The organism is Thermoplasma sp. (genome assembly GCF_008709555.1).
Classification (GTDB): Archaea; Thermoplasmatota; Thermoplasmata; order Thermoplasmatales; family Thermoplasmataceae; genus Thermoplasma.
Genome location: NZ_VYIJ01000008.1, coordinates 40900 through 60966, shown reverse-complemented (window position 1 = coordinate 60966; position 20067 = coordinate 40900). Strand labels below are relative to the sequence as shown.

The following is a 20067-nucleotide window of genomic DNA, read 5'->3' as shown; positions in this document are numbered from 1 at the left end:
TAAAGAATATGAAAGATAATTACATATTTATTTAATTTAACATTTTAATCTAGGCTGCGCAATTCTTAAAAAATAAATAGCCATTATGGATAGTCCTTTAATAGTTATGCTATCAAAGATAATTGATATTGATTCCGCAAGGCAGAACATAGATATGAAGGTGAAACTTCTATCGCTTAATAAACGAACGATCAAGAACGATCGCGGCGAGACCGTATACTATTACGGCATAATCGGAGACGAGACTGGAACCGTCCCGTTCACAGCTTGGGTATTTCCACCTGCTGTTAGGGTTGGTGACGTGATAGAGATAAGATCCTGCTATTCAAATTTATACAATGGCAAGATCAGAATATATATCGATGGCAGATCCGAGATCATACTGAAACCAGATTCTGACATTGAGGTCAAGAGGACCTCCGATCTTGTCAAGATAAGGGATGTGAGCTTGAGCATGCCATATGTTTCAGTCATAGGAAAGATAACAGGGGTGCGCAAAAAGGAGTACGAAAATGATGGTGCGACGAAGAGTGTGTACCAGGGATACATTGAAGACGAGACCGCGAGGATAAGGATATCCTCATTTGGAAAGCAGATCCAGGAAAACGAGGTCGTCAGGATCGACAACGCCAGGGTTACGCAGTTCAATGGCTACATGGGACTCTCCATAGGCGACAGCTCCAGAATAGAGACCGTAACGGCGAATATACCGGAGAAGCCCAGGCATGTGTTCATATCGGAGATACGATCCCCGGTTGGCGGTATCACCATAACAGGCTTTGTTGTAAGCGTAGGCCAGGGAAGCAGGATATTCACCAAGTGTAGCGTCTGCAGGCGCATAGTTGAAGATGGAAAGTGCAAGGATCATCCCAGCGCTCCTGTTTACCCAGATATCTTCGGTTATTTCTCACTGTCAGACGGTACTGGCACCCTAACATGCTATATAAACAGTGATAGTTTCCTTCCGTATGCGGGGATAACGCAGGATCAGTTCAGAAGGGATGCATATTCCATGAATCCAAACATGGTGATAAGAAAGAACCTGCTCGGAAAATGCATATCTGTTTCCGGAGATCTCAGGATTCAGGACGACAAGATGACATTGAACGCGCAGTCCATAAGGGCAATTTCTCAGGAAGACAACAGAGAGATAGGTAATATAATTGAGGAGGAGTTCCAATGATCCACAAGAGAGACCAGGATTACTGGATATTTTCTGCTGAGCTCAGGGATGCAAAGGTCATGGACGATACTGCTGGTAAACCTGCGGCTATCACGCCTCTGGGAATAAACATAAAGAGGATCCTGTGCACGGGAACTGTGACATCTAAACAAGGAGACGACAGAATGACCAGGATAACTGTGGCAGATCCGGTGGGAAATTTCTACGTTGTGGGGTTTTCCAACGGGTTCAATCCTGAAGAGAAGTCCATGCTTGATGGTGTCGGCGTGGATGACCGGATACTGGTCATCGGTAAGGTAAGCTCCTACAGAAATTCCGAGGGCAATTACCTCTTCTCAATACGGCCAGAACTTGTATCGAAGATCGACGAGGAGGCCATTAAATTCTGGGGGCTGAAGGCTTATTATTTCGCAAAAAGACGCTATTTCGCAATAAGGGAAGCACAGAAATCTGAGGATCCTTCCGCGGATATGCTTAAGGAATCAGGATACACACAGGTAGAAGCAGAATCAGCTATAAACGCAATAAGGAACTTCCCCAACTACGATTACCAGAAGCTGTTCGAGGTGATCGAGCCGGCCATGAGCTCGATGGGATCTTCCAGTCAGTTACCAGAGGTTCGTTCCATTATATTGGATTACATCAAGAACAACGATCTAGATGGCAAGGGCTGCAGGTACGAAGATATAGTGGTCGCAGCAAAGAATGCCGGCATAGATCAGAGCACCGTGGACGAGATATTAAACTCGCTTGGGTCTCTTGGTGAGATATTTGAGGTTTCCCTGAAGAGGTATAAATTCGTTGATACCTCATAATTCTAATTCCTCTTTAATGTATAAAGTTGGATCTGAGTATCCGTATTATGAATCTTACAGATGGAAAGAAGCGTGGCTGCGCACAGAAAAGTGCGGGTCTAAAAAGTTTATTAATCGGCTCGTTATGTAGGCTTCTAATCATGGGCCCGTAGCTCAGCCAGGTAGAGCATCTGGCTTTTAACCAGGTGGTCAGGGGTTCGAACCCCCTCGGGCCCGCTCACGCGTGGTGGTGAAAGTGGCAAAATTTAATGTATTAGATCATAATCTCGTTCCGGAACACCATATAGTACCAGAAGAGGAGGAGAAGGACATCCTTAAGGAATTGAATATTGAGAAGGAGTTTCTGCCGAAGATAAGCCCTAATGACCCTGCTATAAAGGCGCTCGAGGCCGTACATGGCAAGATCAAGGAGGGGACCATAATAAAGATAGTGAGGAAAAGCCCTACTATGGGGCATTCGGTATATTATCGTGTGGTAGCGTCTGAGGTGTTTAAGTGAAGGAAATTGTTGATGCGTATTTTAAAAGATATGGAATAGTAAACCATCAGCTTGATTCGATGAATTCTTTCTATGCCACGCCTGACAATCCAAATAGCGTCATGCAACAGATAGTTGATGAAACAAAGGTGTCAGATGATGCGGATCCTGGATACTTTGTCCTCGATCCGGCGAAGACAGGTGGTCATGATATAAGGATATACTATGGGCGTGTGAGGGAAAACGGGCATTACATAGGCGAACAGACCATATTCATCGGAAAACCTGAGATAAAGGAGGCGTCTGGTGCATCAAACCAGATAACGCCAAACGAGGCCAGACTCAGGGATCTTAACTATCTTGCGCCGGTGACACTCAAGTTAAGGATAGTCGAGGACGGCATAGAGAAAGGTTCAGAGATAATAAAGGTTGGAGATCTGCCCGTCATGGTCAGATCGAAGATATGTACGCTGTCCGAGGAGAATCTCGATCAGTACATAGAGAAGAACAATGGTCCTATTGGACTTTCCAGAAGGGAGAAGCTGCAGTATGTTGGAGAAGATCCTGACGATCCAGGGGGTTACTTCATCATAGGTGGTTCGGAGAGAGTCATCGTATCGCTGGAGGACCTTGCACCGAACAAGATCATGGTGGAGTGGGAGGATCGCTACGAATCAAAGGTGGAGGTCTCAAAGGTATTCTCACAGCGCGGCGGTTTCCGTGCTCTGACCAGCATGGAAAAGGGCAGCGACGGCACGATCAATGTATCGATACCGAGCGTGGCCGGCACCGTTCCACTTGTTATACTGATGAAAGCCCTCGGCCTTGAGAGGGATGTCGATGTGCACGATGCCATAGCTTCAGTCCCAGAGATGGAGCCGATCATATATTCAAACATAGAGGATTCAAAGAACCCGAAGGTTCTTCCACCCAATGGTGTGAACACAACCGAAGACGCCATATCGTACCTGGAGAAGAGGTTTGCAGCAGGTCAGGCAAAGGAGTTCAGGGACAAGAAGATATCTCAGATGCTCGATCATTCACTTCTGCCGCATCTCGGCGATTCGCCTTCGGATCGCATAAGAAAGGCCATTTATCTCGGCAGGATGGCAAGATCTCTTCTAGAACTCAGCCTCGGTATAAGGAAGGAAGACGATAAGGACCACCTTGCAAATAAGAGGATAAAGCTCGCAGGAGACCTGATGGACGAGCTCTTCAGGAGCGCATTCCAGAGCGTGATGAAGGATCTAAAATATCAGCTGGAGAAGACATACAACAGGAAGCGCGGCATAAAGATAAGGCCGGCAGTGAGGCAGGATCTGCTGACGCAGAGGGTTCTGCATGCCATGTCCACAGGGAACTGGATAGGAGGCAGGACTGGTGTGTCACAGCTCCTGGACAGGGTATCGAACCTCAGTACGATAAGCCACCTCAGAAGAATAATATCCCCGCTGACAAGGACTCAGCCCCACTTCGAGGCAAGGGATCTTCATCCCACACAGTGGGGAAGGATTTGTCCGAATGAAACTCCGGAAGGCCAGAATTGCGGTCTGGTCAAGAATGCTGCCCTGCTCATCAACGTGACCCAGGGCATCGATCCGGATAGCGTCATGGAGATACTGAAGGGCATGGATGTCCGCGAGGTTCTTGAGGAGAGCCCGAAGAAGGGTCGTGTTTATCTCAATGGGGACTTCATAGGATACCATGACGATCCGAGATATCTGGTATCAAGGATACGCGAGGAGCGCAGATCAGGGCGCATGTCTGATGAGGTTAATGTACGCTACGATGACAACACAAATGAGGTCATAGTGAACTGCGACCGTGGCAGGCTCCGGAGGCCTCTGCTCATCCTGAAGGATGGAAGGACGGTGCTGGACAGGACCATGATCGAAAAGCTGAAGCACGGCGAGATGTCCTTCGAGGATCTTGTCAGGCAGGGTGCAATAGAATGGCTGGATGCGGAGGAAGAGGAGGACACGTACGTGGCCGTATATGCCTACGACATACCTGAGAAATGCCCGCACTGCGGCTCATATCTGTACAGGTCAATGGTGGATTGGGTGAATCCGGGCGAATCAGATGTAACCCTTGAATGCGGGTTCTGCCACCAGAGGTTCAACGTTCCTTCTAAGCTCTCAAAGGATAACACTCATCTGGAGATCGACCCTGCCATGATACTGGGAGTTGTTGCATCCATAATACCATACCCAGAGCACAATTCTTCTCCGAGGATAACGATTGCATCAGCAATGGCAAAGCAGTCCCTTGGCTTCGCCCAGTCAAACGTCAGGATAAGGCCTGATACGAGAGGCCATCTCCTCCATTATCCACAGGTGCCGCTGGTCCGCACGCGCGTCATGGACTACATCCATTATGACCGCAGGCCGGCAGGTCAGAACTTCGTTGTTGCTGTCCTTTCCTATGAAGGTTATAACATACAGGATGCCCTTGTGATAAACAAGGCAGCGATAGAGAGAGGTCTTGGCAGAAGCACGTTCTTCAGGACGTATTCCGCAGAGGAGAGAAGGTATCCTGGAGGCCAGGAGGACAAGTTTGAGATCCCAACGCATGACATAATTGGAGCCAGGGCAGAGGAGTACTACAAGAACCTTGATGAAAGCGGCATAATATATCCTGAAGCCTACGTCGAAGGTTCGGACGTTCTCATAGGGAAGACCTCGCCTCCAAGATTCCTTGAGGAGGGTGAGGAACGTCTTGGCCCGCAGAGGAGGCGCGAGTCCTCGGTCACCATGAGACCGAACGAGAGTGGATACGTTGACAACGTCTTCCTAACTGTCTCTGAGAGCAACAGCCGTGTCGTGAAGATAAAGGTCAGAAGCGAGAGGATACCAGAGCTTGGAGATAAGTTCGCGTCAAGGCATGGGCAGAAGGGCGTCGTTGGTCTGGTCGTTCCGCAGGAGGATATGCCGTTCACGGAGGATGGTATAATACCGGATCTCATATTCAACCCACATTCAATACCGTCCAGGATGACAGTGGGCCACATACTTGAGATGATTGGCGGCAAGATAGCTTCCAGGACAGGAAGGTTCATAGATGGTACAATATTCAGCGGAGAGCCTGAGAAGAGCCTCAGAGATGCTCTCGTAAGATACGGTTTCAGAAAATCGTCAACAGAGGTCATGTACGACGGGATCACCGGCAGAAGGTTCAAGGCCGACATATTCGTTGGCGTGATATACTACCAGAAGCTTCACCACATGGTCGCGGGGAAGTTCCACGCGAGGTCAAGAGGACCGGTGCAGATACTCACAAGGCAGCCGACGGAGGGAAGATCCAGGCAGGGCGGTCTCAGGTTCGGTGAAATGGAGAGGGATACTCTCATAGCACATGGTGCAGCGATGGTCATAAAGGATCGCCTGCTGGATCAGAGCGACGGTACTGTTCTGTACGTGTGCGGAAACCCATCGTGTGGCCACATCGCAATATACGACCGCAGGAAGGGGACACTCAGATGCCCCGTGTGTGGTAATACCGGGAATATTTACCCGATAGAGACCAGCTATGCATTCAAGCTGATGAGGGATGAGCTGATCTCTCTTGGTGTTGTCATGAGGTTAATGCTTGGTGATATGAAATGATGGGAATATCGAAAAGAATTTCATCAATAAAATTTGCACTTCTTTCTCCTGATGAGATAAGAAAACTCAGCCAGGTAAAGGTCATCACCGCGGATACATACGACGATGATGGTTATCCTATTGAACACGGCCTGATGGATCTGCATATGGGCGTCATCGAGCCAGGTCTTAGATGCGCAACATGCGGTGGCAAGGTTGACGAATGTCCAGGTCACTTCGGCCATATTGAGCTCGCCATGCCGGTAGTGCACGTCGGCTTCGTGAAGGAGATCAAGATGTTCCTGGATGCCACATGTAGGTCATGCGGCCGCATAAAGCTGACAGACGATGAGATAAGGACATACCTTCCGGAAATACAGAAGATGGACTTCGAAACAGGAGATCCAGAGGATATAGAGATACTGACGAAGAAGTATGTTGATCTTGCATCCCAGAGGATGGTATGTCCGCACTGTGGAGCACAGCAGAGCAAGATAATACTGGATAAGCCGACAACGTTCCGTGAGGAGGGCACGAACGTCAAGATAACGCCAAAGGAGATAAGGGAGCGCCTGGAGCGCATACCCGACGACGATCTGATCTTCTTCGGTTTCAATCCGAAGACAGCCAGGCCTGAATGGATGGTTCTCACAGTCCTTCCAGTCCCACCGATAAACGTCAGGCCTTCTATAACTCTGGAGACTGGCGAGAGGAGCGAGGACGATCTCACCCACAAGCTCGTGGATATAATAAGGATAAGCCAGAGGCTGAGGGAGAGCAGAGACAACGGATCGCCGCAGCTGATAATAGAGGATCTCTGGGATCTGCTCCAGTTCCATGTCACGACATACTTCGATAACCAGACACCCGGAATACCGCCTGCAAGGCACAGAAGTGGCAGGGCACTGAAAACTCTTGTGCAGCGTCTCAAGGGAAAGGAGGGGAGGTTCAGATCCAACCTATCCGGTAAGCGTGTCAACTTTTCGTCCAGAACGGTCATATCGCCGGAACCCTATCTCTCCGTAAATGAGGTTGGCGTTCCTGAGAGGGCAGCCAGGGAACTGACCGTTCCTGTGATAGTGAACCAGTTCAACATAGACGATATGCGTGAACTCATAAAGAGGGGCCGCAGCCCAAGGGATCAGTTCGGCAGGTACGTGACCGGTGTAAACTACGTCATAAGGCCAGACGGCAGGAGGATAAAGATCACGGACCAGAATGCTGCTGAGAACGCAGATCGCATAGATATAGGCTGGACGGTGGAGCGGCAGCTGATGGAGGGTGACATCGTACTGTTCAACAGGCAGCCATCGCTCCACAGGATGTCAATGATGGGCCACACAGTTAGGATTCTGCCCGGCCAGACATTCAGGTTCAACCTCGCCGTATGCACGCCATACAACGCAGACTTCGATGGGGACGAGATGAATCTGCATGTGATACAGAAGGAGGAGGCGAGGGCAGAGGCAAGGATCATAATGAAGGTGCAGGAACAGATAATGAGTCCGAGGTTCGGAGGGCCAATCATAGGCGGCATTCACGATCACGTCACTGCCCTGTTCCTGCTCACTCATAACAATCCAAGATACACGCATGAGGAAATGGTGCACATAATGGCGTATCTCGAACCGGATATTCTGCCCGAGGCCAAGATAGAGAATGGCGTCAAATACTATTATGGCCGCGATATATTCTCCACGATACTGCCAAAGGGCTTAAACGTCAGGTTCAGAAGCAAGCTGTGCTCCGGTTCCTCAGAAAAATGCGAGTTTGAGAACGATCCGTCCGATACGTATGTCGAGATCGTGGATGGAAAGATGATACATGGTACGATCGATGAGGCTGCAATTTCACCGTTCTCGGGGGCCATAATAGACAAAATATTCAGGAAGTTCGGATCTCAGGAAGCAGCGAGGTTCATCGACCGCATGACACGTCTAGCGGTTGGTTTCATCACATACCGTGGCTTCTCCACAGGTATCAGTGACTACGATATACCTGAGAGCGCCGTTGCCAGGATAGAGGAGCTGGTGGCTCAGGCGGAGGACCGCATAAACAAGCTCATCGAGACGTTCAGGCTGGGCGAGCTTCAGCCAGCACCAGGAAGATCTGTTGAGGATACTCTGGAGATGGAGATACTCTCCGAAGCTGGTGTTGTCAGGGATGAATCAGGTAAGATTGCGAGTTCGTACCTTGGATTGAAGGTGCCGTCTGTCATAATGGCCAGATCCGGTGCAAGGGCAACGATGCTGAACATATCGGAGGTTGCCGGTATAGTTGGGCAGCAGTCCGTGAGAGGAGGAAGGCTGAACAGGGGCTATTACAACAGGACGCTTCCACACTTCAAACGCGGTGACATAGGTGCAGATGCAAGAGGTTTCGTCCGATCATCCTACATGACCGGGCTGAGCCCCACCGAGTACTTCTTCCACAGCATAGGAGGTCGTGAAGGTCTCGTTGATACAGCGGTGAGAACGTCAAGGAGCGGTTACATGCAGAGGAGGCTCATTAATGCCTTCGAGGATCTCAAGGTGGACGATACAAGGGAGGTCAAGGATACCGTTGGGTCACTGATACAGATAAAGTATGGTGAGGATGGTATAGACCCGACCAGAAGCGCCCGTGGAAGAGCGGTTGATATGAATTACATCCTGTTTGATGAGGAGAAGAGGTGAAAAAGATGGCTTCACTGCTATGGCGCGATACATCAAAGAACATATCTGCGATCATGGAGAGACTCCCAGTCAACTATGCACTTGATTTCGATGTTCCAAAGGACATTGAAGATGGATACATCACAATAAACAGGAAGAACTTCACCTATCACGTGGTCATATCCGGGGTCATGCCGTATTCACCGGAAACAGAGGCCATTGCCAAGAAGAAGAGCGGCCTGAAGTCGATAATAACCATAGAGAAGGTTGAGAAGATAGAGCCACTGTCCGTCATGGAGTTTCGTGCAGGTGGGAAGACTCTTGAAACGATAGCCAATTTCGAGGTAGGCGAGAGGCAGGTCACGGAGATACGTGAGAAGTACGGGGAGAATCTTTCCGAGGATGTCCAGAATGTCCTGGACGATGCGAAGGCCATGGGTTTCACCATACCCGAATCAGTTGCTGAAGAGATTGCCAGGAGAAGGCAGGAATGGGGTGAAAAAACCTACAGAAACATACTGAAGCGTATAGGTGAGGAGATAGGGAATGAGCTCATAGATCCATACGAAGCTGTTGGCATTATAGCGGCACAGAGCATAGGCGAACCTGGCACGCAGATGACCATGAGGACGTTCCACTTCGCCGGTGTCAGGGAAATGAACGTTACGCTTGGTCTTCCAAGGCTCATCGAGATCGTTGATGCCAGGCGTATACCCAGCACTCCGTCCATGACGATATACCTCAAGCCAGAATACGAAACCAACGACGAGGTGGTCATGGACGTTGTCAAGAGGCTGGAGAATACAAGCATAAGCGATGTGGCGGACATAATAACGGATATAGGCGAGCTTACGGTTACTGTTAGGCCTGATCCGCGGAAGACCAAGGACAGGCTCATAGAGATGGAAGACATAATGAATGCCATAAACAGGATCAAGGGCATCACAGTCATGGAGGATTCCGGGCAGATCATAATAAAGCCCCAGCAGGAATCATTCAAGAAGCTTTATCTGCTGCAGGAGCAGATCAAGGGACTCACGATCAAGGGAATCAACGGTATAAAGAGGGCGATAGCCCGAGTTGAAGGCAAGGAACACAGGTGGGTCATCTACACGCAGGGTTCCAATCTCAAGGAAGTGCTTGAGGTAGATGAGGTCGATCCAACGAGAACGTACACAAACGACATCGTTGAAATAGCAAATGTCCTGGGCATAGAGGCGGCCAGAAACGCCATACTGAACGAAGCACTGAGGACGCTGCAGGAGCAGGGTCTCAACGTAGATGTGAGGCATCTGATGCTTGTTGCTGACATGATGACGTTCAGCGGCAGTGTTCGTGCGGTTGGCAGGACCGGTATATCTGGAAGGAAAAGCAGTGTGCTTGCTAGGGCGGCTTTCGAAATAACAACCAAACATCTGCTCAGGGCAGGCGTCATGGGTGAGGTCGACAAACTTGCAGGCGTTGCGGAGAACATCATTGTCGGTCAGCCAATAACACTCGGAACAGGGGCCGTTGATATAATCTATAAGGGCTATCCGAAAACCAAAAAGTGAGGAATGGAGATGAATGAGATAACTGTTGATAATGAGACCATGGCTCACATAGCCATATTCGAAAAGATTGCCAGAATAGAGCTGATGGAGTGCGTCGAGAACGAGGATATGATACTCTTTGTTGTGGGAGAACACAAGATGGCAGAGATGTTCAGGAAGAACAAGGATGTCATAGCCCAGCTCAAGGAGAAGATAAACAAGCATATACTGGTCGCGGAGATATCCAGGGACCTGCTGACATTCGTCAGAAACATATTTTTCAGGTACGGCGTCAACGAGATCCAGATCTCATGGAAGAACAACAGGACGGATATTGTTGTCGGCGTTAAGCCAGAGGAGATTGGAAAGGTAATCGGCAAGGAGGGCAAGAACATAAAGCTCTTCAAGGATGCGGTCTCGAGATACTTCAACGTGAACAGCATAAGCGTGAAACAATAGAGAGTTAACCGGAAACTTTGAATTTTCCGCAAATATTTAAATTTGTATTTGTAATCAGCATTCCATATGCTCTATCGGCATGGCTTGCTGATGCATTGCCATAGGCCAGGTGAACATTGAAAGAATGGTGGAATATGAGCGAGGACGACGTTGACAATAGTGTCAAGGATATCGCTAACGGAGAAGAAAACGAGGAATCGATAGGGCGAGTTATACTCCCAAATAAGAAGAAGGGAGAGATGTTCGGTATAGTTGAGAAGATGGAGGGGGCTTCAAGGCTCTCGGTCATGTGCGAGGATGGATACACCCGGAATGCAAGGATACCTGGGCGCATGCGCAAACGCATGTGGATCAGGGAGAAGGATCTGGTCATAGTAAAACCATGGGAATTCCAGCCTGAGAAGGCCGATGTTGTCTACCGTTACACGAAGACGCAGGCTAGCTATCTCAGCAGAAACCACATGTTGCCTGAAGTCATCGATATATTCAAATGAGGTGATGCAGGATAGATGACTCGGCGCTCAGACAGCTGATAAAGAATGATGAATTTGCTTTCAGGTCTAATCTGGACAGGAAGACTCTTGACCTCGTTTTTGACAGGAGAACTCTGGAGGCATTGAAATACGTTTTCTCCAGGTACAGTATAGATTACCTTGATTTTCCAATATCGACGGGCAAGGAATCCGTTGTCTTCAGGGCGGTTTCTGGTAAAAAATTTATTGCGGTTAAGATATTCAAGATGTCCACGCTTAAATTCATGAACATAAGGAAGTACATCGAAGGGGACCAGAGGTTCTCGAAGATAAGGATAGACAGAAACGACATAATCCCGGTCTGGGTGAGAAAGGAATATACGAATTTGATGGCTCTGGAGAATGCCCATGTGCCTGCGCCGAAGCCTATCGGTTTCTTCAAAAACATATTGGTCATGTCCTACTTAGGCACGAAGTCCGGGCCCGCACCGCAGCTGAAGGATGTGGACGTTAACGAGGATATATATACACAGGTCATCGATGGCATGAGGCGCATGTATGCCAGCAGGATCGTGCACGCTGATCTCAGCGAGTACAATATGCTCTACCACAGAAAGGTCTACTTCATAGACCTGGCGCAGGCCGTTGACATAGACCATCCGATGGCGGCCGAGTTTCTAGAAAGGGATATACTGAACGTCAGCACGTTCTTTGAAAAACATGGAATAGATACGAACCCCGATAGGATAAGGGAATACATAAAGAAGAAGTAGCGGGGGATGGATTTGAACCATCGATCTACGGGTTATGAGCCCATCGGGATTTCCTGACTACCCCACCCCGCTTTTGACAAGCGAATACCTAGATTGCGTCCACAAGGGTTTATGGTATAAGCCTTAATCAACCTTTCGCTGGGATATGCATTAACCGTAATTTCCTGACATCATCCGAAGCTCTCTTCGATCCTCCTGAACCTGAGCTCTCTCGCCTTTTTCTCTAGGAACTCGTATACAGTCCTGTGCTTCTTACCATTTATAATCATGTTAATGGCTTCCTCGGCGTATGTAACGGCAAGGTAATCGCCGATGATCGACACGGTATCGCCGTATACCGATATGAACGAACCAGTGAGTTCCTCAATTATCGTCCTGGTCTTTCCGCCTGTCCCAATCACCCTTGCCTTGATCTGCGCAATGCGGCTGGATCCTGGCTTAGCGAATTCCCTCAGCGATATTATGACGAGCTGCATGCCGTCCTCGAAGAGCAGCATCGCCTTCTCAGGATTGAAACCGCGGCCTATGGCCTGAACCACGCTCTTGGCGATGCTTGATTTGATCGCATCACCCATCTGGTCTATCGATACCTCGCCCTCGTTGCTGTCAATGGTGAGCTTCACCTCGCCGTTCTCCTCTATCCTTTTCTTTGTTGAACCGTCCTTGCCGATGACTATGCTTATCCTATCCCTAGGGACCCTGACGGTATCGAAATACAAACTATCATCACCAGTGAACAATTATTATGATCAGGCATATCAACGTTGTCCTTCCAAAATTGATGGTGAGACACGCTCACCGCATGTATTCCTTGCCTATTGATTCCCTCGCGATTATCAGCTTCATTATTTCGCGGGAGCCTTCGGCAAGCATGAAGGAACGAATACCACGAAGGGCCCATTCCTCTGGGCAGTCCTTGGAGTACCCGTAGGCACCCTGCCACTGCATCGCATCGTTTATCGCGTCGAAACCCCATGTCGTGGATATGAGCTTGGCCATGGCTATGTTCTTGCTCACGTAGAACCTGCTGTACTTCCCATACCTCTGCTCCTGATCGTATATCCACAGCGCCCTGTATGCGAAGCTCAGCGCAGCCTCCATCTTCGCCACATCGTCTGCAACCTGGAACTGCAGCCCTTCAAATGTGGCAATCTCGCGTCCAAAGGCCTTCCTCTGTTTCATGTAGTTTATGCCGTTCTCAATGGATCTGAGTGCGGTTCCAGCCGAGATCACTGAGATGAGGCCCCTGGCGAATTCGAAACCCTCATGAACTATGTTGAAGCCCCTGTTTTCCTCACCTATCAGGTATTTTGCAGGGACGTGCAGTTCGTTGAATCTCAGGACGCCCCACGAGGAACCCTCACGGCCCATCTCCTCAAGGTAGGATATCTCGATGTCATCGGAATATGGTATATAGAGAAGCGATATACCGCGTGAGCCCGCATCCGCCTTCGTCTTGACAACGGTCACGAAGCCACCGCCATGCTCCTTAACGTCCCTGACAAGACTTATGAAGGACTTTTCGCCGCTCACGATGTACTCGTCTCCGGATCTCCTGGCGACAGTATCTATGCCTGCAACGTCTGAACCATGCCCCGATTCGGTGGATGCGATTGCCGTTATCCACTGGCCTTTTGCCACCTTCCTCAGTATTTCGCCAAAGATTTTCTCGTCCCCATACTTGGCCATCAGGTATGACCAGGCATTATCCACAAGGAAGAGGACAGGGATGGAGGCAGTTGGGTCATTTCTTGCTATCTGTTCCGCAACTATGCCAGTAGATACGGCATCAGCGCCCATGCCACCGAACTTCTCCGGCACCGTCATTCCAAGATAACCCATCCTGGCCATCTGATCATAAACCTCATCTGGTATCCTCCTCTGGCTTCGCATCCTGCCGATCGAGGGAGCTATCACCGATTCTGAAAATTTCTTCGCCGTTTCCATCAGGATCTTCTGATCCTCGGTAAATTCGAAATCCATAATGTTAAAGCACTAGGCCGGTTAAATCTTTTTCCAGCAGTTCCGCATTTGCCCATCAAGAACAATTATAATATACAATATAGAAATAAAGAATTATGGATAGCTTCTATCATTCAGTTCCCGTTGGCCCAAACCCGCCCGAGGAGGTCTACGTGATCGTGGAGATACCAAGGGGGAGCAGGGTGAAGTACGAGATAGCGAAGGAATTCCCAGGTATGTTGGTGGACAGAGTCCTCTACTCATCCGTTGTTTATCCTGTGGATTATGGCCTTATACCGAGGACGCTGTATTACGATGGGGATCCCATGGATATCATGGTTTTGATATCGCAGCCAACTTTCCCAGGCGCAATAATGAAGGTCAGGCCCATAGGTATGATGAAGATGATGGACCAGGGCGAAACAGATAACAAGATACTCGCGGTGTTTGACAAGGATCCAAATGTGAGCAATATAAAGGATCTCAAGGATGTGAACAGCCATCTGCTCGATGAGATAGCCAACTTCTTCTCTACGTACAAGATGCTCGAAAAGAAGGAAACGAAGGTTCTTGGATGGGAGGGCAAGGATGCTGCCCTGAAGGAGATAGACGTATCCATAAAGATGTATGACGAGAAGTACGGAAAGAAGAACTAGGTGTCCGGCATGTCCTTGATCGAGATACGTGTGGGTTCTGGAAGCATCACCATCGATGAGGATCTGATCACGGAGATTCGGAATCGATACATCATCATCATGCGGACCAAGATGGAGAACGGCCCATGCCAGGACGGAATGTGCCAGATAATAAGGCAACTGGAGGTTTCCGTGGAAGACAAGGCCTCAGATAACCTGCTCTTCTTCGGCGACCAGACCATGCGCATAGCTATGGATGGCCAGACCTACAGATCGATCAACAAGGGAAGGGAGAACGTGCGTATAAAGCGCGGCAGATCGGGTATTCAGGTATCCGGTTTCACCTACGTAACATGATACACATCAAAGTGCAGGGAATCTATTTACTAATGGAAATTATTTGCATCTGTGTCTGATCCATATTATGACCGGCTGCAAAGGGTGCGTATTCTGATAACGCTTAAGAGATATGGAGAGGCGATGCGCACCATAGACGATCTGCTCATGCAGAAAGAGGATCAGGTTCTTTTCTATTATAAGATGTCCATCCTTTACAGATCCGAAAGATTTGATGAGCTCAGGAAAACCGCAGATTACGCGGTCTCAAGGTTTCCTGACAGCCTGTCAATGCGCCTGTGGCATCTCATCGGCGACATGAGGAATGGGGACGTTCTTGCCATGGCTGATATAATGCCTTCGATAGACCATATAGCCACATCGGAAAAACAGGACGATGGGCTCAGGTTTCCTGATGCCTATGCACAGAGGTTCTATGAATCGGTCAGGTTTCTCAAGGATACCTATGGAAAGACCATAATGAACATGGAGCCAGAAAACATAGTAAACAAGATCGTATCCGACAGGATTCCGGAGAATATAAGGGATGGATTATACACATCGCACTTCGATAAGATGGACAAAGATCTTCAAAGGCTGACCGGAAATAGCAGATCCTTCTACATGCTGTCCAGAGGCAGGATCGGCGATGCCTTCCTCGACATGATGCGCATGGGACAGACGGAAATCTACAGGAAATTCATGGTGGAAAAATTCATTGAATTTTACAGGCAGACAGAGGCGCAGAAGGATCCATTTGTCATGTGTGTCAGATACCACTTAATGCGCCTTAAGGAAAGAAGCCTTCAGGCGCTTGATATGGCCACAAATGTTGGTTTTCTTGAAAAGAGCATAGCCAGGATCATCATTGAGTCTGAGAGTAATGTGTTAGCTTCTTCAGAGGTTCCACAAATGGTTCAGGTGTCACGCTGATTATGTGCCTCAGATCCTCGTCCCTGCCCGCGAATTTGTAAAGTGCGAATGCGTTAAGAAGCATTGGGAGTATGGCTTTCAGCGATCCATTGAGATGATCCTCCTCTATGATGCGATACCTTGAAGATATGAGCCCATCTTTGTTCCCACGATATATATTATCGAATATTGAGTAGCACTCATCGTAGTATTCGAGATTTGTTGGTGGTTTCGGCATTCTGGTGAAGTATTCTCTGAATATCTCCATATTATCGGTGAATATGAACATCAAAGCCCTGTGGAAAGCCGTGTTTATTATTTCGTACGGTATGTTCATATGGTATGCGGCCTGCTCTGCCTTTTCCATGTATCTGATCGCCCTATCGTTATCTCCCCTGAGGAAGAAATGATAGGAAACTGCTATGTAGAAGATGCTCGCGTAATCATCTCTGTAGACATTCTTTTCTATATCCTCATCCGCAATCTTAGAACTGCCATCTACGAGTCCTGATATTATCTGCGTGAAGATACTCCCCATTGAGGACTGCTCATCGTTTGCTCCCTCCTCAGCAGCCATCTCTGCGTATTTCCTGGCCAATTTGAAATCCAGGAGCCCTGTGTAATAAAGAGCAAGGAATCTGTGTATATGATAGGCAGCACGTTTTTCTCCCGTTACATCAAGTATCCTAAGCATGAGCGGTATGTATCCTTCGGCATACTCCTGATGGCCTATCACGTAATAGATCTCTGAAAGGTTGTAGATTGCATAGAGCCTCGAAATGAGGTCTCCAGTTGTGTATGTGTGCTCTATCAGTTCCTTAAGTGTGCTTATGGCCTGATCGTACTTGCCGGTGTACACATCTATCAGGGATATGTTGTTGAGGTTTCTTGCGATCTCACCGTAGTTCCCGATTGCCCTGTTGATCTCAAGAGCATCGCCGTATTTTTTAAGGGCGTCGCTGTACCTGTATTCTGCCATGTCTATTCCACCAAGTAGGTTTAGCGCACCAGCTTCAATCTCCTTGATTCCGAGTTTCCTGGACATGGACAGTACAGTGTTGAGCAGATCCCTGGCCTCATCGTATTTTCCGCGTCTGTAAAGTATCGATGACCTTTTATATTTGATGGCAACGTCCTCCTTCTCATCTCTAGATCTCCCAGACATACTGTTCAGCAGCATATCTGCTTTATCATACTCGCCCCTTGCTATGAGTATGCTGGACATGTCAAGGACTATGGGAAGGCTGTCACTGCCAACCTCTTCGTAGCATTCCAGGGCACGTTCAAGATCACCTTTCCTGTAGTAGGCATGGCACAGAACGTATCTTGATGGTGAATGATCGATCTTTCCGAAAACATACTCAAGGTCTTCGATGGCCTCATCAACGGAGCTGTACAGATCCACTATCCTTTCACCAGAGGCCTCTATGATCTTCATTATATCTTCAATCCTGTCGCCCTGCCTCAGTATGTGTATCCTCTGAGCCTCGTTGAGAGTTTTGAAGAAATCAGTTTCCATCATCTTCTCTATTGCGTATTCACGATCTGATTCCGACATGGATCTTGCAACCAGTTGCTTCAATTTCTCGCTGTCGTACCTCACCATACCCGCCGCGAACCTTATCATGCCTGAGGCCTCAAGGGGCTTTATGATCTCTAGCAACGAGGACTTTGAAATTCCCATCAGGGAAGCGAGATCCTCCAGCTTCAGTTCCCTACCAATCATCGCCATTATCTGCATCATGGTTTTCTGCGTGGCAGTGAGACTCTTAAGCATGCGATCATAGTATATCTCGGTGGTTGGAGGTACGGGGAAATAACGGAAGGATACCTCGTTTATCTCGTTTTTGTCATTTATGAGTCCAAGGTCGCGGTAGTATCTTAGTGCATAACGGAAATTATCTACGTTGAAATTGGTGATCCTGGCTATCTCCTTCACGAAGTTTTCTGGAAGCTTGTATCCCATCTTCTTCGTAAGAAACATGATGTCATCAAGCCCAGGCTTCTCAACCTTCAGGATGTTTATGTAATCCTCGCTCGCAATGAAATTGATAAATCTATCGTAATCCTCGGCCTCGTCTACGCTGTATGTTCCGATAAAGACAATGCCTCTGCCCCTGCTGGCCCTGCACATGTAGAGAAGTATATTCTTGGATTCGATGGTGAGCTTTTCCATTCCGTATATCGCCACGGCTATCTTCTTCTTGTTGTTCCTGACGAACTCATCGTATTCCCTTATGACCTCGTCCTTTCCCCTGTTCTCCTGCGTTCCTGTTATCTTATCCATTATGGAATTCACGGTCTGATTCCTGTATAATTCTCCCATTGGCGGGGCCATCTCTGAAATCACCTGATAATCCATTCTCTCCAGAGATTTGAGTACCGCATCCACCGTCTCTTTTTTTCCTATGAAGCTGTCTCCAACGAGGATATACGAAGAGGACCCCTTCTGTATGGTTGATATTATAAAATCAGGTATCTCCTTGATCGTTAGGGCCTTTTCCATAGCTCTCAATTTGCAGTTTTGAATTAAAGCTTTCTTCCTTCGATCAAGATTTCATTTCATATTGAGGAAGACCCTCTTGCCGGAATACGTTGTTCTTGATATCCCAAACTCTGGGTTGCCCCTGAGCTGTTCTATGGTGAACACCGGTCCCTGCTTGCACACCTGAAGGCCACCAACAGAACAGGAGTCACAGATGCCGATACCACACTTCATTGTGCGTTCAAGCGAGAATTCTGCGCTGGCATTCAGGTCGCTGAGTTTCTGCATTACCCTGTACAGCATAGGTTCAGGCCCACACACATATATCTTTCTGTAAACGGATACATCCAGTTTATCCAGAAGTTCATGAGGAAACCCATGGAAGCCCGCACTTCCATCATCCGTGGCTATGAAGATCCTGTTTTCTGGAAAGCGATCCGTGAATATGAGCTCGTCCTTGGTTTTTGCGGATATGATCGCGTCTGTCTCGGAATCTGCTATCGGAAGCAGGGAGGCCATACCCGATCCGCCGCCTATCAACAGTTTCCTTCCAGGATCGATCTGGAAGCCATTCCCATACGGGCCCCTTATATAGAATTCCTGCCCAGGCTGCATATCAACAAGTGCCTGTGAGACACTGCCATAGGCCTTCACGGTTATCGCTTTCGGCGTTCCAATGTAGGACAGGGACATCGGGATCTCTCCAAGGCCTGGCAGCCATACCATGATGAACTGTCCTGCCCTCACCTCCTGATCCCACCTGAAGAAGATCGTTCTTACGTTCTTTGCCTCATCCCTGACCTTCTCGGCAACGATCTTGATCATCTTATTGCCACCCCCACCATGTCCTGTATGCGGCTGAAGCCCTCATCATCCATGAATGTGTTCATCTTCGAGGCTACATCGCGGAAAATGGACTTGCCCTTCGTGTAAAGTGCAGTACCGATCTGCACAGCAGAGGCACCTGCCATTATGTATTCTATGGCGTCCTCATAGGTCGTGATGCCGCCCACGCCTATTATCTCTTTCCCTGTCTCCTTCTTGACTTCGTAGACGTACCTGATACCGACCGGTTTAATGGCTGGGCCGGATAATCCGCCATATACGTTGGTCAGGATCGGGGACCTGGCCCTTATATCGATCTTCATAGCCTTAACCGTATTTATGAGAACATAAGCGTCTGCCTTCTCAGCGGCCTTTGCTATCTCTATCATATCGGATACATTGGGACTCAGCTTTGCGAAAACAGGTACTTTTATCTTTGATTTCAGTTCTGTGACGATCTCCTCAACAAGATCAGGGTCCGATCCCACCTCGAGTCCGAAACCCTTCACATGAGGGCAGCTGAGATTCAGTTCTACGGCATCGCATCCGTATTCCTGCATCTTCATGCCGAGCTTCGTAAAGGATTCTGCATCAGAGGCAAATATGCTCCCTATAACTGGTCTGCCGGCCTTCTTTGCTATTCTAATCTCATCGGCGAAGTTGTCTATTCCGGGATTTGAGAGACCAACCGCATTTATCAGGCTGTCGCCATATTCCACTATTATGGGCGCGGAATATCCGTTCCTCTCCTCCAGTCCTATGGACTTCGTGACAACAGCTGCGGCCCCATTCGCAATTACGTCCAGCATTGTGTATCCATTCTCATCCAGGATTCCAGACGCCAGCATCAGAGGATTTTCCAGCCTGATGCCTGCCACTGACGTTGACAGATCAGCCATCAAGAGGTTACGGCATGCACATATCTAAATGCTTTTCTTATAGCACGATGAGAATGACGGAA

At 48.5% G+C, this 20067-nt stretch carries 17 protein-coding genes and 2 tRNA genes; 13 read left to right on the top strand and 6 right to left on the bottom strand.

What is annotated here, in order from left to right:
- The first annotated feature begins 106 nt into the window (after window positions 1-106).
- The 10 genes from F6Q11_RS04490 (at window position 107) to F6Q11_RS04445 (ending at window position 11951) form a co-directional block, all read left to right on the top strand.
- Window positions 107-1183, top strand: coding sequence for a replication factor A (locus F6Q11_RS04490; RefSeq protein WP_297026618.1), 1077 nt, complete (start codon window positions 107-109; stop codon window positions 1181-1183).
- Window positions 1180-1998: a hypothetical protein gene (locus F6Q11_RS04485; protein WP_297026617.1), complete on the top strand. Its 819-nt coding sequence runs from the start codon at window positions 1180-1182 to the stop codon at window positions 1996-1998. Before F6Q11_RS04490 ends, F6Q11_RS04485 begins: the two co-directional genes overlap by 4 nt.
- A gap of 142 nt (window positions 1999-2140) precedes the next feature.
- Window positions 2141-2214: transfer RNA gene (locus tag F6Q11_RS04480), tRNA-Lys, on the top strand.
- A gap of 19 nt (window positions 2215-2233) precedes the next feature.
- Window positions 2234-2497 (top strand): DNA-directed RNA polymerase subunit H, encoded by a 264-nt coding sequence (locus tag F6Q11_RS04475; RefSeq protein ID WP_297026615.1) that lies wholly within the window; start codon window positions 2234-2236, stop codon window positions 2495-2497.
- Entirely contained in the window at window positions 2494-6081 is a 3588-nt protein-coding gene (locus F6Q11_RS04470) for a DNA-directed RNA polymerase subunit B (protein WP_297026613.1), read from the top strand. The genes F6Q11_RS04475 and F6Q11_RS04470 overlap by 4 nt, the downstream gene beginning before the upstream one ends.
- Window positions 6078-8735, top strand: coding sequence for a DNA-directed RNA polymerase subunit A' (gene rpoA1 / locus F6Q11_RS04465; RefSeq protein WP_297026612.1), 2658 nt, complete (start codon window positions 6078-6080; stop codon window positions 8733-8735). Before F6Q11_RS04470 ends, rpoA1 begins: the two co-directional genes overlap by 4 nt.
- Before the next feature lie 5 nt (window positions 8736-8740).
- Entirely contained in the window at window positions 8741-10267 is a 1527-nt protein-coding gene (rpoA2, locus tag F6Q11_RS04460) for a DNA-directed RNA polymerase subunit A'' (RefSeq protein ID WP_297026610.1), read from the top strand.
- A gap of 9 nt (window positions 10268-10276) precedes the next feature.
- Window positions 10277-10705: a NusA-like transcription termination signal-binding factor gene (locus F6Q11_RS04455; protein ID WP_297026607.1), complete on the top strand. Its 429-nt coding sequence runs from the start codon at window positions 10277-10279 to the stop codon at window positions 10703-10705.
- Window positions 10706-10839: 134 nt separating this feature from the next.
- Entirely contained in the window at window positions 10840-11199 is a 360-nt protein-coding gene (eif1A, locus tag F6Q11_RS04450) for a translation initiation factor eIF-1A (protein WP_297026606.1), read from the top strand.
- Between the two features lie 122 nt (window positions 11200-11321).
- On the top strand, window positions 11322-11951 hold the full coding sequence (locus F6Q11_RS04445; RefSeq protein ID WP_297026604.1) for a serine protein kinase RIO: 630 nt from the start codon (window positions 11322-11324) through the stop codon (window positions 11949-11951).
- Here the strand turns inward: F6Q11_RS04445 and F6Q11_RS04440 are convergent.
- The 3 genes from F6Q11_RS04440 to F6Q11_RS04430 all read right to left on the bottom strand — a co-directional run bounded on the left by F6Q11_RS04440 (window position 11949) and on the right by F6Q11_RS04430 (window position 13934).
- Window positions 11949-12023, bottom strand: a tRNA-Met gene (locus tag F6Q11_RS04440). The two genes, F6Q11_RS04445 and F6Q11_RS04440, sit on opposite strands and share 3 nt — an antisense overlap.
- Window positions 12024-12121: 98 nt before the next feature.
- Window positions 12122-12691 (bottom strand): KH domain-containing protein, encoded by a 570-nt coding sequence (locus tag F6Q11_RS04435; protein ID WP_297026602.1) that lies wholly within the window; start codon window positions 12689-12691, stop codon window positions 12122-12124.
- Between the two features lie 55 nt (window positions 12692-12746).
- On the bottom strand, window positions 12747-13934 hold the full coding sequence (locus tag F6Q11_RS04430) for an acyl-CoA dehydrogenase family protein (RefSeq protein ID WP_297026599.1): 1188 nt from the start codon (window positions 13932-13934) through the stop codon (window positions 12747-12749).
- A 95-nt stretch (window positions 13935-14029) separates the two neighbouring features.
- On the opposite strand from F6Q11_RS04430, the gene F6Q11_RS04425 reads away from it, so the two are divergent.
- From F6Q11_RS04425 to F6Q11_RS04415, 3 genes are read left to right on the top strand one after another with little or no spacing between them, the layout of a single operon-like run.
- Window positions 14030-14569, top strand: coding sequence for an inorganic diphosphatase (locus F6Q11_RS04425; protein WP_297026597.1), 540 nt, complete (start codon window positions 14030-14032; stop codon window positions 14567-14569).
- A 9-nt stretch (window positions 14570-14578) separates the two neighbouring features.
- Complete coding sequence (locus tag F6Q11_RS04420) at window positions 14579-14905, top strand: hypothetical protein (protein ID WP_297026595.1); 327 nt, start codon at window positions 14579-14581, stop codon at window positions 14903-14905.
- Between the two features lie 51 nt (window positions 14906-14956).
- The gene (locus tag F6Q11_RS04415) at window positions 14957-15817 is read left to right on the top strand and encodes a hypothetical protein (RefSeq protein WP_297026593.1); all 861 of its coding nucleotides are present in this window, start codon (window positions 14957-14959) and stop codon (window positions 15815-15817) included.
- On the opposite strand, the gene F6Q11_RS04410 is transcribed toward F6Q11_RS04415, so the two are convergent.
- The 3 genes from F6Q11_RS04410 to F6Q11_RS04400 are packed head-to-tail and all read right to left on the bottom strand — an operon-like array spanning window position 15750 to window position 20005.
- A complete protein-coding gene (locus F6Q11_RS04410; RefSeq protein ID WP_297026591.1) occupies window positions 15750-18302 on the bottom strand; it encodes a tetratricopeptide repeat protein in 2553 nt (850 codons plus the stop codon). The two genes, F6Q11_RS04415 and F6Q11_RS04410, sit on opposite strands and share 68 nt — an antisense overlap.
- Before the next feature lie 51 nt (window positions 18303-18353).
- Window positions 18354-19106: a dihydroorotate dehydrogenase electron transfer subunit gene (locus F6Q11_RS04405; RefSeq protein ID WP_297026589.1), complete on the bottom strand. Its 753-nt coding sequence runs from the start codon at window positions 19104-19106 to the stop codon at window positions 18354-18356.
- Window positions 19103-20005 carry a dihydroorotate dehydrogenase gene (locus F6Q11_RS04400; protein ID WP_297026587.1) on the bottom strand — a complete coding sequence of 301 codons (903 nt, stop codon included), beginning with the start codon at window positions 20003-20005 and terminating at the stop codon, window positions 19103-19105. Before F6Q11_RS04400 ends, F6Q11_RS04405 begins: the two co-directional genes overlap by 4 nt.
- Window positions 20006-20067: the final 62 nt, after the last annotated feature.

Excerpts from the sequence above, each read along its gene's own strand:
- F6Q11_RS04490 (WP_297026618.1), top strand. The coding sequence starts at position 107 with ATGCTATCAAAGATAATTGATATTGATTCCGCAAGGCAGAACATAGAT.
- F6Q11_RS04485 (WP_297026617.1), top strand. The coding sequence starts at position 1,180 with ATGATCCACAAGAGAGACCAGGATTACTGGATATTTTCTGCTGAGCTC.
- rpoA1 (WP_297026612.1), top strand. The coding sequence starts at position 6,078 with ATGATGGGAATATCGAAAAGAATTTCATCAATAAAATTTGCACTTCTT.
- rpoA2 (WP_297026610.1), top strand. The coding sequence starts at position 8,741 with ATGGCTTCACTGCTATGGCGCGATACATCAAAGAACATATCTGCGATC.
- F6Q11_RS04455 (WP_297026607.1), top strand. The coding sequence starts at position 10,277 with ATGAATGAGATAACTGTTGATAATGAGACCATGGCTCACATAGCCATA.
- eif1A (WP_297026606.1), top strand. The coding sequence starts at position 10,840 with ATGAGCGAGGACGACGTTGACAATAGTGTCAAGGATATCGCTAACGGA.
- F6Q11_RS04430 (WP_297026599.1), bottom strand. The coding sequence starts at position 13,934 with ATGGATTTCGAATTTACCGAGGATCAGAAGATCCTGATGGAAACGGCG.
- F6Q11_RS04425 (WP_297026597.1), top strand. The coding sequence starts at position 14,030 with ATGGATAGCTTCTATCATTCAGTTCCCGTTGGCCCAAACCCGCCCGAG.
- F6Q11_RS04420 (WP_297026595.1), top strand. The coding sequence starts at position 14,579 with ATGTCCTTGATCGAGATACGTGTGGGTTCTGGAAGCATCACCATCGAT.
- F6Q11_RS04410 (WP_297026591.1), bottom strand. The coding sequence starts at position 18,302 with ATGGAAAAGGCCCTAACGATCAAGGAGATACCTGATTTTATAATATCA.
- F6Q11_RS04405 (WP_297026589.1), bottom strand. The coding sequence starts at position 19,106 with ATGATCAAGATCGTTGCCGAGAAGGTCAGGGATGAGGCAAAGAACGTA.
- F6Q11_RS04400 (WP_297026587.1), bottom strand. The coding sequence starts at position 20,005 with ATGGCTGATCTGTCAACGTCAGTGGCAGGCATCAGGCTGGAAAATCCT.